Annotated in this window: 11 protein-coding genes; 6 read left to right on the plus strand and 5 right to left on the minus strand. The window is 66.5% G+C overall.

The window, feature by feature from the left end:
- Positions 1-135: 135 nt before the first annotated feature.
- The 6 genes from ABTZ59_RS28695 (at position 136) to ABTZ59_RS28720 (ending at position 7,324) form a co-directional block, all read left to right on the plus strand.
- On the plus strand, positions 136-891 hold the full coding sequence (locus ABTZ59_RS28695) for a phytanoyl-CoA dioxygenase family protein (RefSeq protein WP_351419538.1): 756 nt from the start codon (positions 136-138) through the stop codon (positions 889-891).
- Between the two features lie 34 nt (positions 892-925).
- The gene (locus ABTZ59_RS28700; RefSeq protein WP_351419539.1) at positions 926-1,885 is read left to right on the plus strand and encodes a Gfo/Idh/MocA family protein; all 960 of its coding nucleotides are present in this window, start codon (positions 926-928) and stop codon (positions 1,883-1,885) included.
- 45 nt (positions 1,886-1,930) lie between these two features.
- Complete coding sequence (locus tag ABTZ59_RS28705) at positions 1,931-3,919, plus strand: GTP-binding protein (RefSeq protein ID WP_351419540.1); 1,989 nt, start codon at positions 1,931-1,933, stop codon at positions 3,917-3,919.
- Positions 3,920-4,053: 134 nt separating this feature from the next.
- The gene (locus ABTZ59_RS28710; protein WP_351419541.1) at positions 4,054-4,965 is read left to right on the plus strand and encodes a TauD/TfdA dioxygenase family protein; all 912 of its coding nucleotides are present in this window, start codon (positions 4,054-4,056) and stop codon (positions 4,963-4,965) included.
- A 47-nt stretch (positions 4,966-5,012) separates the two neighbouring features.
- Complete coding sequence (locus ABTZ59_RS28715) at positions 5,013-6,062, plus strand: glycosyltransferase family 4 protein (RefSeq protein ID WP_351419542.1); 1,050 nt, start codon at positions 5,013-5,015, stop codon at positions 6,060-6,062.
- The gene (locus ABTZ59_RS28720; RefSeq protein WP_351419543.1) at positions 6,059-7,324 is read left to right on the plus strand and encodes an MFS transporter; all 1,266 of its coding nucleotides are present in this window, start codon (positions 6,059-6,061) and stop codon (positions 7,322-7,324) included. The genes ABTZ59_RS28715 and ABTZ59_RS28720 overlap by 4 nt, the downstream gene beginning before the upstream one ends.
- Positions 7,325-7,331: 7 nt before the next feature.
- Here the strand turns inward: ABTZ59_RS28720 and ABTZ59_RS28725 are convergent, their stop codons facing one another.
- From ABTZ59_RS28725 to ABTZ59_RS28745, 5 genes are all read right to left on the minus strand, one after another.
- On the minus strand, positions 7,332-8,348 hold the full coding sequence (locus ABTZ59_RS28725; protein ID WP_351419544.1) for a glycosyltransferase: 1,017 nt from the start codon (positions 8,346-8,348) through the stop codon (positions 7,332-7,334).
- A 93-nt stretch (positions 8,349-8,441) separates the two neighbouring features.
- Positions 8,442-9,179, minus strand: a complete 738-nt coding sequence (locus tag ABTZ59_RS28730; RefSeq protein WP_351419545.1) for an SDR family oxidoreductase — start codon at positions 9,177-9,179, stop codon at positions 8,442-8,444.
- Positions 9,176-11,116: an alpha/beta hydrolase fold domain-containing protein gene (locus tag ABTZ59_RS28735; RefSeq protein ID WP_351419546.1), complete on the minus strand. Its 1,941-nt coding sequence runs from the start codon at positions 11,114-11,116 to the stop codon at positions 9,176-9,178. The genes ABTZ59_RS28730 and ABTZ59_RS28735 overlap by 4 nt, the downstream gene beginning before the upstream one ends.
- Positions 11,117-11,120: 4 nt before the next feature.
- Entirely contained in the window at positions 11,121-12,479 is a 1,359-nt protein-coding gene (locus ABTZ59_RS28740; protein ID WP_351419547.1) for a thymidine phosphorylase, read from the minus strand.
- 26 nt (positions 12,480-12,505) lie between these two features.
- Entirely contained in the window at positions 12,506-13,792 is a 1,287-nt protein-coding gene (locus ABTZ59_RS28745; RefSeq protein WP_351419548.1) for an aminotransferase family protein, read from the minus strand.
- Positions 13,793-13,835: the final 43 nt, after the last annotated feature.

Consider the following 13,835-nt stretch of genomic DNA (forward strand, 5'->3'; position numbering starts at 1 on the left):
GGCTCGCGACCGGGTCGTACCTGACGCTCCACCGTACCATGGCGCTCTTTAACAACATCTGCAACGCTGTCCACACGACAACGCACTGACCCGGAACGGGCGGGTAGTCAGGAGGGGGCAATGGACGGGTGTCGTATGGACCGTCAACCGACGGTATCGGCAGGTGAGTTGACGGCGGAGCAACGGTCCCGGCTCGATGAGGACGGGTTCCTGGTTCTGCCCGACATCCTGTCTGCGGACCAATGCGACGTGTGGAGCGCGGCCGTTGACGAAGTCTGGGAGCGGCAACGGACCGAAACGCACGGTTACACCGAGGAACCCGGAGTGCGCTTCGCGGACAACCTCCTGCGGCATTCGCTGCTGTTCGAGGGATGCCTGCGCGAGCCCCTGGTGCTCGACGGCGTCCGTGCGGTGCTCGGACCGGGTATCAAGTTGTCCCTGCTCAACGGGCGGCGGACCGAACCGGGTTACGGTCTCCAGCCTCTTCACGATCTCCAGCGAGAGCGTGGCCGACCGTTTCAAGGATGCACAACATTCTGGTGTCTCGACGCGTTCACCGCGGCGAACGGGACCAGGGTCATACCCGGCAGCCATCTGACGGGAGATCCGTTCCTCGCCAGGTGCGAGGACCCGCTGCTGCCCCATCCGGACGAGACCCGCGTTGTGGCTCGTCGAGGTTCGGTCGTGATCTTCAACTCCCACCTCATCCATGGCGGTAGCAGGAACGAGGCGGCCACGCCGCGGAGGAGTGTCCAGTGCACCTTCACGCTGGTGGGCAACCAGTCCTACTACGACTGGCGGAAGCTTCCACAGGAGATACGGCACGGGCTCGGCCCGGAAAGCGTCGATCTGCTCGGTGTCGAGCCGAGCGACAGCGTAGAACCGAACTGACGAGGACGGAGCCGTTGTGGTGAATGGATTGCGCGTGGCAGTCGCTGGGTACGGGCAGATCGCCGCTCTGCACACCCAGCGACTGGCCGGTGACGGGCATCGTCTGGAATGGCTCATCGGACGGGTCCCGGAACGTACTGCTGCCTTCGCCCGGGAGTATGGCTACGCACGCCACACGACCGCTCTGCATGAGGCTCTGGCGGACCCGCGTCTTGACGCGGTGGTCCTGGGCACGCCGAACGGGGTGCACGCCGCTCAGGCGGCCGCTTGTCTCGAAGCCGGCAAGCACGTCCTGGTGGAGATTCCACTGGCGATGAGCTACGCCGAGGGCCGTCGGCTGGCGGAGATGGCTCGGCGTACGGGCCTGACGCTGATGGTCGCCCACACTCACCGATTTCATGGGGCCATGCGATGGGTGCGTGAGCGGGTGGTGAGCGGCGAACTGTCCTTTGAGAACATCGTGGCCCGGTATCTCCTGCTCCGGCGGGAGAATGTCGGCTCCAGCGGTTACGTCCGCTCCTGGACGGACAGCCTTCTGTGGCACCACGGCCAGCACGCGGCGGACATGGTTCTCTGGTTGCTGGGAGTCGACGAGCCGGACCGCGTACAGGTCGCCGCCATGGTCGCGGAGCCGGACCCAAAGCTGGGGGTGCCGCTTGACCTCTCGATTCTGCTGCGCACGCGACGCGACCAGTTGGGGACTGTGGCGATGTCCTACAACAGCGATCTCGGCGCCACCTATGACTTCGCCCTCATGGGACGTGGGGAGACGCTGTTCATCGAGAACAGAGTCCTGCGCAACCGCGACGGCGTGCTGTACGAACCGGGGAACCAGGACAGTGGACTCCTTCAGGACCGTGAGTTCATCGCCGCCATCAGGGAGGGGCGGCCGTCGGCCGTGGACGCGGACGCCGTGCTGCCCGCCATGGAGCTGCTACAGCGAGTGGAGGACTCCACTGGCGTCCAAACCGGACGAGGCGGGCAGACCCCATAGGATGCCCACGTTCGCCGACCGTCCACTCGAAAGACTCAACGCTACGTGAGAACAATCAACTTGGGGATCCTGGCACACGTCGACGCCGGCAAGACCAGCCTCACCGAGAGACTGCTTCATACCTGTGGTGTCATCAGCGAAATCGGCAGTGTCGACGACGGGAGCACCCAGACCGACTCGCTTGCTCTGGAACGGGCGCGCGGCATCACGATCAAGTCCGCGGTGGTGTCCTTTGCCATCGGCGATGTCACGGCCAATCTGATCGACACCCCGGGCCACCCGGATTTCATCGCCGAGGTGGAGCGTGTGTTGTCCGTGCTGGACGGTGCGGTGCTGGTGATCTCCGCGGTGGAGGGCGTCCAGGCACAGACACGCGTCCTGATGCGCACACTGCGACGGCTGCGTATCCCCACCCTCCTGTTCGTGAACAAGATCGACCGTCGTGGCGCGCAGTACGAGGGTTCGCTCCGCGCCATCGCCGAGAAGCTGGCGCCGACGGCGATCCCGATGGGGTCGGTCGACGGGCTTGGTAGCCGCGGGGCCACGTTCGAGCCTTTCGGCGCATCCGACGAGGAGTTCGCGTCGTCATTGGTCAACGTCCTCGCGGAGCAGGACGATCGGCTCCTGGCCGCCTATGTGGACGGTGGCACGGCGATCCCCTATGAGCGGTTACGGTACGAGCTCGCCTCGCAGACCCACCGGGCGCTCGTGCATCCGGTGCTCTTCGGCTCGGCGATCACTGGCGCCGGTGTCGACGCGCTGATCGCCGCGATCAGGGAGTTACTCCCCGCGGTGGAGGGCGAGGAGGACGCGCCCGTGTCCGGCACCGTCTTCAAGGTCGAGCGAGGACCGTCCGGCGAGAAGATCGCGTACGTACGGATGTTCTCCGGTTGTATCCAGATTCGGGACCGGCTGCGTTTCGGTAGGGGCAGAGAGGGGAAAGTAAGCGCGGTCAGTGTGTTCGCCGATGGCTCGGCCGACAGGCGGCGGTCGGTCGCCGCCAACCAGATCGGCAAGCTCTGGGGGCTGGCCGACATCCGTATCGGGGACACGATCGGGGAATCCGCGACATCGATCCCGGGGCGTCTCCACTTCGCCCCGCCGACGTTGGAGACCGTTATCGTCCCTCTCCGCGCCGCGGACAGGGGCAGGCTCCAGGCCGCACTGTCCGAACTGGCGGAGCAGGACCCGCTGATCAACCTGCGCCAGGACGACACCCGGCAGGAGCTCTTCTTCTCGCTCTACGGGGAAGTGCAGAAGGAGGTCATTCAGGCAACGCTCGCGGACGAGTACGGAATCGATGTCTCCTTCCGTGAGACGACCACAGTCTGCGTCGAACGGCCGGTCGGCACGGGCGCAGCCGTCGAATTCATCGGCAAGCATCCCAATCCGTTCCTGGCGACCGTGGGGTTGCGCGTCGATCCGGGCCCCGTCGGCAGCGGCGTGACGTTCGGCCTGGGCGTCGAGCTGGGATCGATGCCGCCGTCGTTGTTCAACGCGGTCGAGGAGGCCGTGCACGAGACGCTTCAACAGGGGCTGTGCGGATGGGCGGTGCTCGACTGCGAGGTCACCATGACGCACTCGGGTTACTGGGCACGGCAGAGCCACGCCCACGGCACGTTCGACAAGAGCATGTCGAGTACGGCGGGTGACTTCCGCAACCTCACACCACTTGTCCTTGTGGAGGCGCTTAGGTTGGCCGGTACCAGCGTGTACGAGCCCATCCATGGCTTCAGCTTGGACCTCCCGGCTGACACGGTCGGGCCGGTACTGCGCGTCCTGGCCCGTCTGCAGGCTGTCGTGCGGACCTCTGGAATGCACGGCTCGGAGGGCACACTCGAAGGCGAGATCCCGGCGGCCCAAGTGAACACACTGCAAAAGGAACTGCCCGCTCTCACCCGCGGTGAAGGCGTGCTGGAGAGCGCGTTCGAGGCATACCGGCAGGTACAGGGTGTGGTTCCTCGTCGGCAGCGTACCGACCACAACCCACTCGACCGTGTTGAGTATCTATTGCACGTTCAGCGACGTGTTTAGCCCTGGTGACCAAAGAGTGCACACTTCCCTGCCCCTCCCGGGGGAAACCAGGGAACCATCGTTGATTCAGAAACGCAGTGTGTAATAGGCTCTGGCCTGCTTCCATGCTCGTGCTACCTGAGAGGTGCTTTGCCATGTCTGAGGCCCTGTTACGTCTCTCCGGCATCGAGGTCACTCAATTGGCGGGCGCCATCGGCTCCGAAATCAAGGGAGTTGACCTGCGGGAGGCACTCGACGACAAGACCGTCGCTGTCATCCGTCAGGCGCTGCTCGCTCACAAGGTTGTCTTCCTCCGCGACCAACAGATCGGCTACGAAGACCAGGTGGCGTTCGCTCGCCGGCTCGGCGATCTCACCCTCGGGCACCCCATCTACGCTGCCCCGGAGGGGAAGCAGTTCCTGCGGGAGATGGACTCGCGGCACAACAGTCGGGCCAATCACTGGCACACCGACCTGACCTTCGTGGAACGGCCCCCGGCGTTCGCCCTGCTGCACGCCAAGATCATTCCCCCGGTGGGTGGCGACACCATGTGGGCGAACACAGTGGCGGCCTACACCAGCCTGCCCGAGGAGCTTCAGCAGCTGGCCGACAGGCTGCGGGTGGTGCACAGCAACAATTCGGACTACACCGACGCCACTGTCTCGGCGCGCGACTCGTACATCGAGACGCCGTACGAAGCGGAGCATCCGGCTGTACGGGTCCATCCTGAAACCGGTGAACGGGCGCTCGTGCTCGGCGGATTCGCGCGCAGCGTGGTCGGCTTCGGTCCGCAGGCCTCGCGCGACCTGATCAGGGTTCTTCAGGAGCATGTGACCAAACCGGAGCATACGGTGCGGTGGAAGTGGCGGGTAGGAGACCTGGCGATCTGGGACAACCAGGCGACCCAGCACTACGCGATCTACGACTACGGCACCGAGGTCCGCCGCGCCGAGCGGGTAACCGTGGCCGGCCCGGTACCGGTAGGCGTCGACGGCCGTCCCGGTGTCTCACTGCGGGGGGACACCACCGCCTACTCGCAAGAGCCCGTCGACACTCGTCCCGTATAGCGATGGCAACGTCATGAACAGAAGGATCTCCTGATATGAATCAACCGTTGTCAATCGCTGTCGTGGCTCCGCCCTGGTTCACTGTCCCCCCGAAGGGTTACGGCGGTACGGAGACCGTATGCGCCAACCTGGTGGACGGCCTTGTTGCCCGGGGACACCGGGTGACGCTCATCGCCGCGGGCAAGTCGGGCACCACCGCGGAACAGTATTCATCCTACGATGCGCCGCAGAGTGACCGAATCAACGACGCGATCGTGGAGGCGTACCACGCCGCGGTGGCCGAAGAGGTGATCGCGGACGGCGATTTCGATGTCGTCCATGACCACACGCTGTCCGGCTCCGTCCTGGCCCGGAACAGGTCCATCCCGACCCTGTGCACGCTGCATTGGGACATCGCGGATGACTACCTCCAGTACTTCCAGCTTGTGTCCCGGACGGTGGGCATGGTCTCGCTGTCCAAGGCCCACCAGGCGGCCACGCCTGGTGTCAACTGGCGCGGCTTCGTCCACAACGGCATCCGCACGAAGGACTTCCCCTTCCTCGACCGGGACGCGAAGGAGGACTGGGTTCTGTACTTGGGGCGTGCGTTCTACAACAAGGGCATGCACACGGCAATCGACGCGGCGCGGGCCGCCGGTAAGCGGATCGTCCTCGCCGCGAAGTGCAACGAGCCGTTGGAGCGGGCGTTCTTCGAGGACGAGATCCGGCCGCGGCTGGGCAGCGACACGGAATGGCTGGGCGAGGTGGACTCCATCGCTAAGCTGGATCTCCTCGCGCGAGCTTCCTGCCTGGTCAATCCCATCGACTGGGAAGAGCCGTTCGGGCTGGTGATGGCCGAGGCACAGGCGTGTGGCACGCCCGTGGTCACCTACGACCGCGGGGCGGCTGGTGAACTGGTGGAGTCAGGGGTCACTGGTTTCGTATGCCAGACCTTCGACGAACTGGTGGCTTCCATCGATGCCACCACGTCCTTGTCACCGGCGAGTTGTCGGGACCGTGCCGTTCGTTCCTTTGACATCGACGTCATGGCCGCCGGTTACGAGCGCCTGTACCGTGAGGCGATCGACAACTGGCCGCCGAAGTCGGCCAACCGGTGACAGGATCTACGCTCACCGCGCGTGGGCTGGTCCGAGGCAACAGGCAATTCCTTCGGCTGTGGGTCGCTCAGCTCGTTGTCGCAGCCGTCTCCGGGGTGGGGTCCCTGGTCATTCCGATATTCCTCCTGGACCAGGCCACACCTCTCACCCTCGGCTATTTCCTGGGCGCCGAGACTCTGTCAACCCTTGCCGCCCTCCCGGTCGGAGGGGCGCTGGCGGACAAGTATCCACGGACTCTGCTGGTGCGGCTCGGGTACCTCGTACTGACGGGCTCCTCGCTCCTGCTCGTGGTCGGCGCCGGCACGACCAACGTGCCGTTCATGATAGGAGCCGCGGTTCTGTCCGGCTTCGGATGGGGTCTGTGCCTGCCGTCCACCCGGGCCAAGGTGGCAGACCTCGTCAGCCCGGACCGTATCGAGCAGGCGCAAAGCCTGATCTCGGCAAGCCTGGGAATTCTCGCCACGATCGGCCCGGCGATCGGTGGCCTCCTGCTGATCACGATGTCGCCGGCGTCCCTCCTGATCGGCAAGGCGGTCGGCTTCGTCGTCGCCGCCTGTGTTGTGCCGTCGGCACGCGGAGAGGCGAGACTCGGGACGGGCCAGGAGAAGCTGTCGCTTCGGAGCATGGCGGCCGGCGCCCAGGCCGCCTTGAAGGTGCCGTGGGTAGTGGCGGGCTCCCTCCAGACCACGGTGCAAGTGTTGCTCGCGTTCGCACCGGTGTATGTGTTGCTGCGATTCGTGAGCGAGCCCCGGTACGGAAATGTGGGGCTCGGTCTGATCCTCGCCATCTCAGGGGTTGCCGACCTGCTGGGGACCATCGTGGCCGGACGATGGAAGCCCGCGCGCCCCGGTCTGTGGGCCTGTATCGGATTCATGTCCTTCGCCGGGGTGGAACTGTGCCTGGCGGTGAACGTGCCGCTTCCGGTGTTCTGTGCCGCGATCTTCATCGGCACCTTCGGGATCGCTTTCCACGGTGTCTGGTGGTACGCGGCGATCAATCGGCGATTCGAGCCGGAGCTGCGCGGCCGTATCAACGCTCTCGACCAACTGTCCGCGAAGCTGTTCGAGCCTGTCGGTATGGGCTTGGCCATCCCGATCGCTACAGCGGTCGGTGTGTCCACGGTCGCCATGACCGGTTTCGCGGTCTTTCTGATCGTGCCGCTGCTCGCCCTCCTGGCGCCGGGTCTCGCGCGCTACTCCGACGCTCCCCTCACGAAAACGAAAGCACCAGTTCGTGAGGAGACGCCGGTCACGGGACTGTGATCGGGGTTCAGCCCACCAGCCTCCGGTAAACCTCAAGGTAGTTGGCCGCCATCACGCGCGGGCTGAAGCGCTCGCGGGCGGTGGCGGCACACCGCCCACGGTCAAGGACCCGGACCCGGTCCAAGCAGGCCAGCATGGCGGGCACATCATCCGCGACGAAGCCGGTCACCCCATCGTCAACCACCTCGGGCAGCGAGCCGGCCCGGGAGGCCACGACCGGGGTCCCGAGTGCCATCGCCTCGACCATGGACAACCCGAACGGCTCGTTCCACCGGCCGGGCGAAACCATCGCCAGGGCGCCCCTCAGTAGCTGTACCTTGTCCGCACCGGCGACCGACTCGATATACGTGACGGCGGCCCCGTCGATGTGCGGCTTGATCTCCCGCGCGAAGAACTCGACGTCAGGGCTGAACACCGGGCCCGCCAGTACGAGCGGAATCCCCGCCTCCCGCGCCAGGCGGACGGCCAGGTCCGTCCCCTTGTCGGCGCACATTCGACCGAGATGGACGAGGTATGACCCACCGGTGCCGGACCGGACGTCCTCATGGACGACGTCCTCCGGAATGCAGTTCGGCACCGTGGCCACGACCCGCAGGTGCGAGCAGAGGCTGCGCTGGCTCGCGCTGATCGTGACGTAGTTGGCGTCGGGGAACGCGTCAACGAACTTCTCCAGCGGATTGCCACCCGCGGCGTAGCTGTGCAGCGTTGTCACGAAAGGGACCGGCGACAGCGACGCGAACGGCGTCCCGAAGACGTCGTGGTAATGGATGACGTCGAAATCCTGTGCCATGGCGAATGCCTTGCCCGCCTGGATGACGTCATCGAATCTGTCCCACGTCGTCTGCGCGGTGTCGAAGTGAAACGCGACATCGCCCGGCAATGTCGTGGTTCCGACGGAGAACGTCGTCATCTCCACCCCGAGCGACGGCATCTCGACGGCCAGGCTCTCCACGATCCGCTCACTGCCACCGTAGGCGCCTGTCGGGAGTTCGATGTGGGGTCCCACCACCTGCAAGACACGCATGGATCGATGCCCTTCCAACTGCTCTTGAGGTGCCGTCGGGACGGCACCTCGGCTCACTCGGGATTGTAAACACTCCTGAACCGTCGCCCCCAGCTACCATGGGACGGGACCGTCCGCGTGAAAGAAGCCGCCGGTCGGCCCGTCGTCGGGAAGCGACGCGAGCCGCACGATCACGCGGGCCCCTTCGACGACGCTGTGGGTGCCGCGGAACGAGTTCATGTCAGTGGCGACATACCCAGGACTGGCTGAATTGATCTTGATGTGGGACGACTCGGGGTCGCGGTCGAATGCCAGGGCGTACTGCAGGGTGAGCATATTCAGGGCGGCCTTCGAGCTGGTGTAGGCGAGCCGCCGGGTGGCGTCCCCCGGGATGTCCGCAGCGGAACCGGTCAGCGTCAACGAGGCGGTTGTACTGGAAACGTTGACAATGCGGGGTGCGACAGACCGGCGTAGCAGAGGCAGCATGGTGTGAATGGCGGTCACCACACCGAAGACATTGACTTCGAAGGTGTGCCGCAGGTTGGTCGCGGTGACGTCAAGTGCGAGCCCCTCGGCGATCGTGCCGGCGTTGTTGACCAGCACGTCGAGTCGTCCATGCTCCGAGCGCAGCCGCTCGGCGGCCTCGTCGACGCCGGCGGCGTCGGTGACATCGAGCCGGACAGCCCTGATGTCAGCGCCTTCGGCGGCGAGTTCGCGGGCGACCTCATCGCCACGGTCGAGGTCCCGGCTGCCCAGCAGGACAGTCATTCCGCGGTGTGCCAGCTGACGCGCGGTCTCTTTGCCCAGTCCCCGGTTGGCCCCGGTGACCAGCGCCACAGTGCCGCGGTTCATGAGGCCAGCAATCGGCGCATCCAGGAGATCCGAGCACGTTTCGCCGCCTGCGACACAGCCGCGTCGGGTACCCAGTGGTCGAAACTGTGGAAGGCGCCGGACCAGACATGCAACTCGGCCTGGCCGCCGGCCCGCCATAGTCGCATCGCGTAGGCCGCGCACTCGTCCCGCAATGCTTCGACGGAACCGACATCGACAAAGGCGGGCGGAAGGTTCGACAGGTCGGTGGCCCGTGCCGGTGCTGTGTGGCCGGACACGTCGTCGGTGCCTCGCCGGTCGCCGAGCAGGGCTGTCCATCCCGCCAGGCCGGACGCCCCGTCCCAGAGCCCGGCTCGCGCGAGCTGAACGGCCGAGGGTGTGTCACACCTGTCGTCCAGCATGGGGCACTGAAGCATTTGCCCAAGCAGCCGGGGCCCGTCCCAGTCCCTTGCGCGCAGCGCGAGGCCGGCGGCAAGGGCTCCGCCGGCGCTGTTGCCACTGACGATGATCCGCTCGGCGTCGAGCCTGAGCCTGTCGGCATTCTCGCTGGTCCCCAGCAGGGCTGCGTAGCAATCATCGAGAGGCGCGGGATCGGGGTGCTCCGGGGCCAGCCGGTATTCCACGGCCACCACGGTCAGCTGAAGTTCTTCGGCCCTGTCGAGCTCGTCGGCCAGCTCGATGGAGCGGTTGTTCCCGGCCACCATGCCGCCACCATGGGTGTTGAAGATGACCGGGTGCGGTCCTGGGGTGGCTGTCGGCCGGCAGATGATGACCCGGACATCGGGCGCGCCGGGCGGCCCGGGAAACGCGGCTTCTTCAATGTCGAACGCCCCGCCACGCCGAATCGCCTCGTCGGACAGGGTGCCCGCGGTGGTGCGGGCCCGCCGGTCGGCGATCAGTTCGGGGGTCAGCGGCATCGGCAGCTCGTTGAGGATCGCCCGCAGCGGAGCCGCCAGTTCGGGATCCAGTGCGGGCGGGGGCCCCAGCGGGGCATCGCCCGGATACGTGCCGAGTGTCCGGGCGGCGCCCGTGGACCGGGGTTCGGTGTCGGCGTGCGTCTGATCCTGGTGAGTCCGTACGCCGCGCGGATGTGTCAGGTGAAGGCTGCGGTGAAGGCAGCGGTGCTGGGTCTTGGAATCGCTGTAGGGGCTTCGTCCGTGTGAGATGCGCGTGTTGTCGAAGACGATCGCCTGGCCTTCCCCGAGTCTCAGCCGCGCGAAGAACGGGCTGATCGGCTGACTGGCCCACCGCATGAACTCCACACCACGCCACAGGTCTGCCTCGGTGACGTCGGCCGGTACGGCCCACCTGTCGGTTCCGGAGACGCAGTAGCGGCAGATGAGTTGACCGTCCTGGACCGTGAACGCCGGCCCGCTGTTCACCTCGGTGCTGCCGTTGACATTGGCCTGGCGTATCAGCACTCCTGGCGTGGCCAGGGCGGTGGCGGCCGCCGCGTCGGTCATGAGCAGTCGGGCAAAGGCCGCCGAGGCGTTGAACAGCGTAGTGTCCCCGCCCTCGGCCGCAGGTGACTCGCACAGCAGCACGGACGCCTTGATGAAGCCGATGTCCTGAAGGGTGCCGTCGCAGTGCAGTTCCTGTCCGACAGTGCGCGCGAAGGACGGATGGTCCGCGTCGACGGTTCCCTCGTTCGCGGCGGCGGAGATCCGGGAGACCGTCGCGACCGTCCCGCCGAGGCGGTACAGCGGCGGGAGGAACGGCTCCCCGAGACCGAGTGACTCGGCAAGGGCCAGCAGCGACTTGTCGGTGAAGGGTCCAGGGGGGAGCTGAATGATCGCGAACCCGTGCCGGGCGTATCGGTCCGCGACCTGGCTCAGCTCCAGCGGCACCAGAGCGCCCGCGTCGGCCACCGGAACCGGCTCTTCAGGGATCAGGTCGAACGTCGTGGTGACCGACCGGGCCGCGGCCAGCAGCTCGGTGAGGGGTATGGCTGGGGACATGTCGCTATACCTTCCGGAGGTCGTCACTGGATGTACGGGCCGGATCGAGGACATCAAGAAGTACGGGCCGGGAAGCGGGGCGCTCGGTGCCGATGCGGAACGCGGAACGGCAGAGCGCGACGGCGGCCTCGGGGTCGCGGTCGGTGTAATGGATCTCCGCCAGCGGCTCCCCTGCCACCGCGCGGTCGCCGACCCTCCGCCGTAGGACCACTCCGGCGGAGTGGTCGAGAGCGGCGCCGTGGACCAGCCGTCCCGCGCCGACACGCAGTGCGGCGGCGCCGACGGCCCGGGGATCGACGTCCTCTACCCAGCCGTCTCGATCGGCGGTGACGACGGTCCGGTGCGAGGCGGTGGGCAGCAGCTCGGGGCGGGCGAGCACATGGGCGTCCGCGCCCTGCGCGCGGGCCCAGCGCATGAACTGCTCGAACCCGGACCCACTGTTCAGGACACGAGTGACCTGGTCATCGGCAGCCGTGTCGGTGAGGCCGGGGTCCGCGAGCTGGAGCAACAACCGGCACACGACCTTGCAGAGCTCCGAAAGGCCGGGGACGTGCGCGCCGCGGAGAACGGCGAGCGCCTCTTTCACCTCCAGTGCGTTACCGACCGCGTAGCCGAGTGGCTGGCTCATGTCGGTGAGCACGGCCCGGCAGGGCAGGCCGAAGGCAGTGGCCAGGTCCACCATTGTCTCGGCGAGCAGTGTGGCTGATTCACGGTCGACGATCAGCGCCCCGGTACCGGTCTTCACGTCCAGCAGCAGGCCGTCGGCGCCGACAGCGACTTTCTTGCTGATGATGCTGGCGGCGATCAGCGGGATGCTCTCGACCGTGCCGGTGACATCACGCAGCTCGTACGTTGCCCGGTCCGCCGGCACCAGCTGGTCGCTCTGGCCGGTGATGACCATGCCGACGTCACGCAACAGTCCGTACATGTCCTCGGCACCGCAGTCCAGTCGGAGACCGGGAATGGACTCAAGTTTGTCGATGGTCCCCCCTGCGTGCCCCAAACCACGCCCACTCATCTTGCCGACGGACACACCACAGGCCGCGACGACGGGCACCGCCACCAGGCTGACATTGTCCCCCACACCGCCGGTGCTGTGTTTATCCAGGACCGTTCGGCCAATGTCGCCGAGATGCAGCCGCTCGCCGCTTTCCACATACGCGCGGGTGAGGGCCGCTGTTTGCGCGGTGTTCAACCCACGGCACGCGATCGTCGCCAGCCAAGCGGACATCTGGTAGTCCGGAACCCGGCCTGAGACGAAGTCGGCAACGATCTGCTCGATCTCGCCGGTGGCCAGCTCGCCGTCCGCTCTCAGCCGGCCGACGGAAGCGATGACTCGGGCAGAGGCCTCGTCGTTGGCCATCGTATGCAGCTGATCGGCACCGTTGCTCATGAGTCCGTGCCGAGGGCACGTTCCAGCCGGTCGGCCAGCGCGTCGACGCCCTCGTCATCGATCGTCAGCGGCGGCACCGACATGGCGACCGGTCCGTGCTGCCGGAGCAGCAGCCCGTTGTCCCGAGCTCGTCGCAGCAGTCGGTTACAGGCTTCCACCGACGACAGTTCGAGCACCGTGACAAGACCGAGCCCCCGTACGTCGAGCACATCGCCGGTACCTGCCAGCGGCGCGAACCGGTCGAGCAGACCGGTGCCGAACCGCTCGGCCTGGTCCACCAGGTTTTCCTTGTCGAGTACGTCCAGAGTGGCGAGGCCGGCGGCACACGCCGCCGCGTGACCCGATGTGGTGTGGCCGTAGCGGAGACCGCCGATGACAGGCTCGCTGGCGAAGCTGTCGTAGACTCGCTGCTGGACAGTGACCGCGGCGATCGGCATATAGCCACCGCCGAGCCCCTTGCTCGTCACGAGGATGTCCGGCGCGGCGTTCTCCCGCTGGAAGGCGAACATCTTCCCGGTCCGGCCGTATGCGGTGAACACCTCGTCCAGGACGAGCAACGTCCCGGTGGAGTCGCACAGTTCACGCAGTCCGCGCAGGAACCCTTCTGGCAGCACGATTCCGCCGCCGACATTCAGGAAGGGTTCCACCACCACCGCCATCGGGGGATCGTTGGGGTCGGCGAGGAGCGCCCGCTCGAAAGCCGACAGCAGCAGCCGCAACGACTCGGGCCGTCGCATCTCCCTGGGCGACGCCGGCAGGTCGACGTGTGTGACCGGCAACGGGGCCTGGAAGGGATGGCCGACGCGTGGCAGCCCGGACAAGCTCCGGCTGGTCGTTGTCGAGCCGTGGTAGCCGTCGGTGAGGGTGACGACCCTCGACCGCGCCTCGCCCACCTGCGCCCAGTAGTTGCTGGCGATCAGGACAGCTGCCTCCATGCCCTCCGATCCGCTGTTGACGAACAGTGTCCTGTTGAGGTTCGTCGGCAGGTAAGAGGCGAGACGCTCGGCCAGCAGGCCGGCCAGCTCGTGGCTCGCCACCGAAATGTCCAAACCGTGCAGCCGGAGCAGTTGCCGGTTGACGGCCGCGATCAGCTCGGGATGGCCGTAGCCACAGATGGAGTTGAGCGACGAGGCGTCGATGTACTCGTTTCCCTCGACGTCCCGTACCCGGTACTTCTCCCCGCTTGAGATCATCAGCTCAGTACGGTCGGCCGCCACCGGTGACCACGGATGCCAGACGTACTGCCTGTCCCGATCCCGCATCTGTGCCAGGTCCGACGTCACGCCCGGCTCTGTCGGGTGACTCCCGTTCGGTTTCATCGCATAC

The sequence above is a fragment of the Streptomyces sp. NPDC094034 genome (assembly GCF_040303865.1).
Taxonomy (GTDB): Bacteria; Actinomycetota; Actinomycetes; order Streptomycetales; family Streptomycetaceae; genus Streptomyces.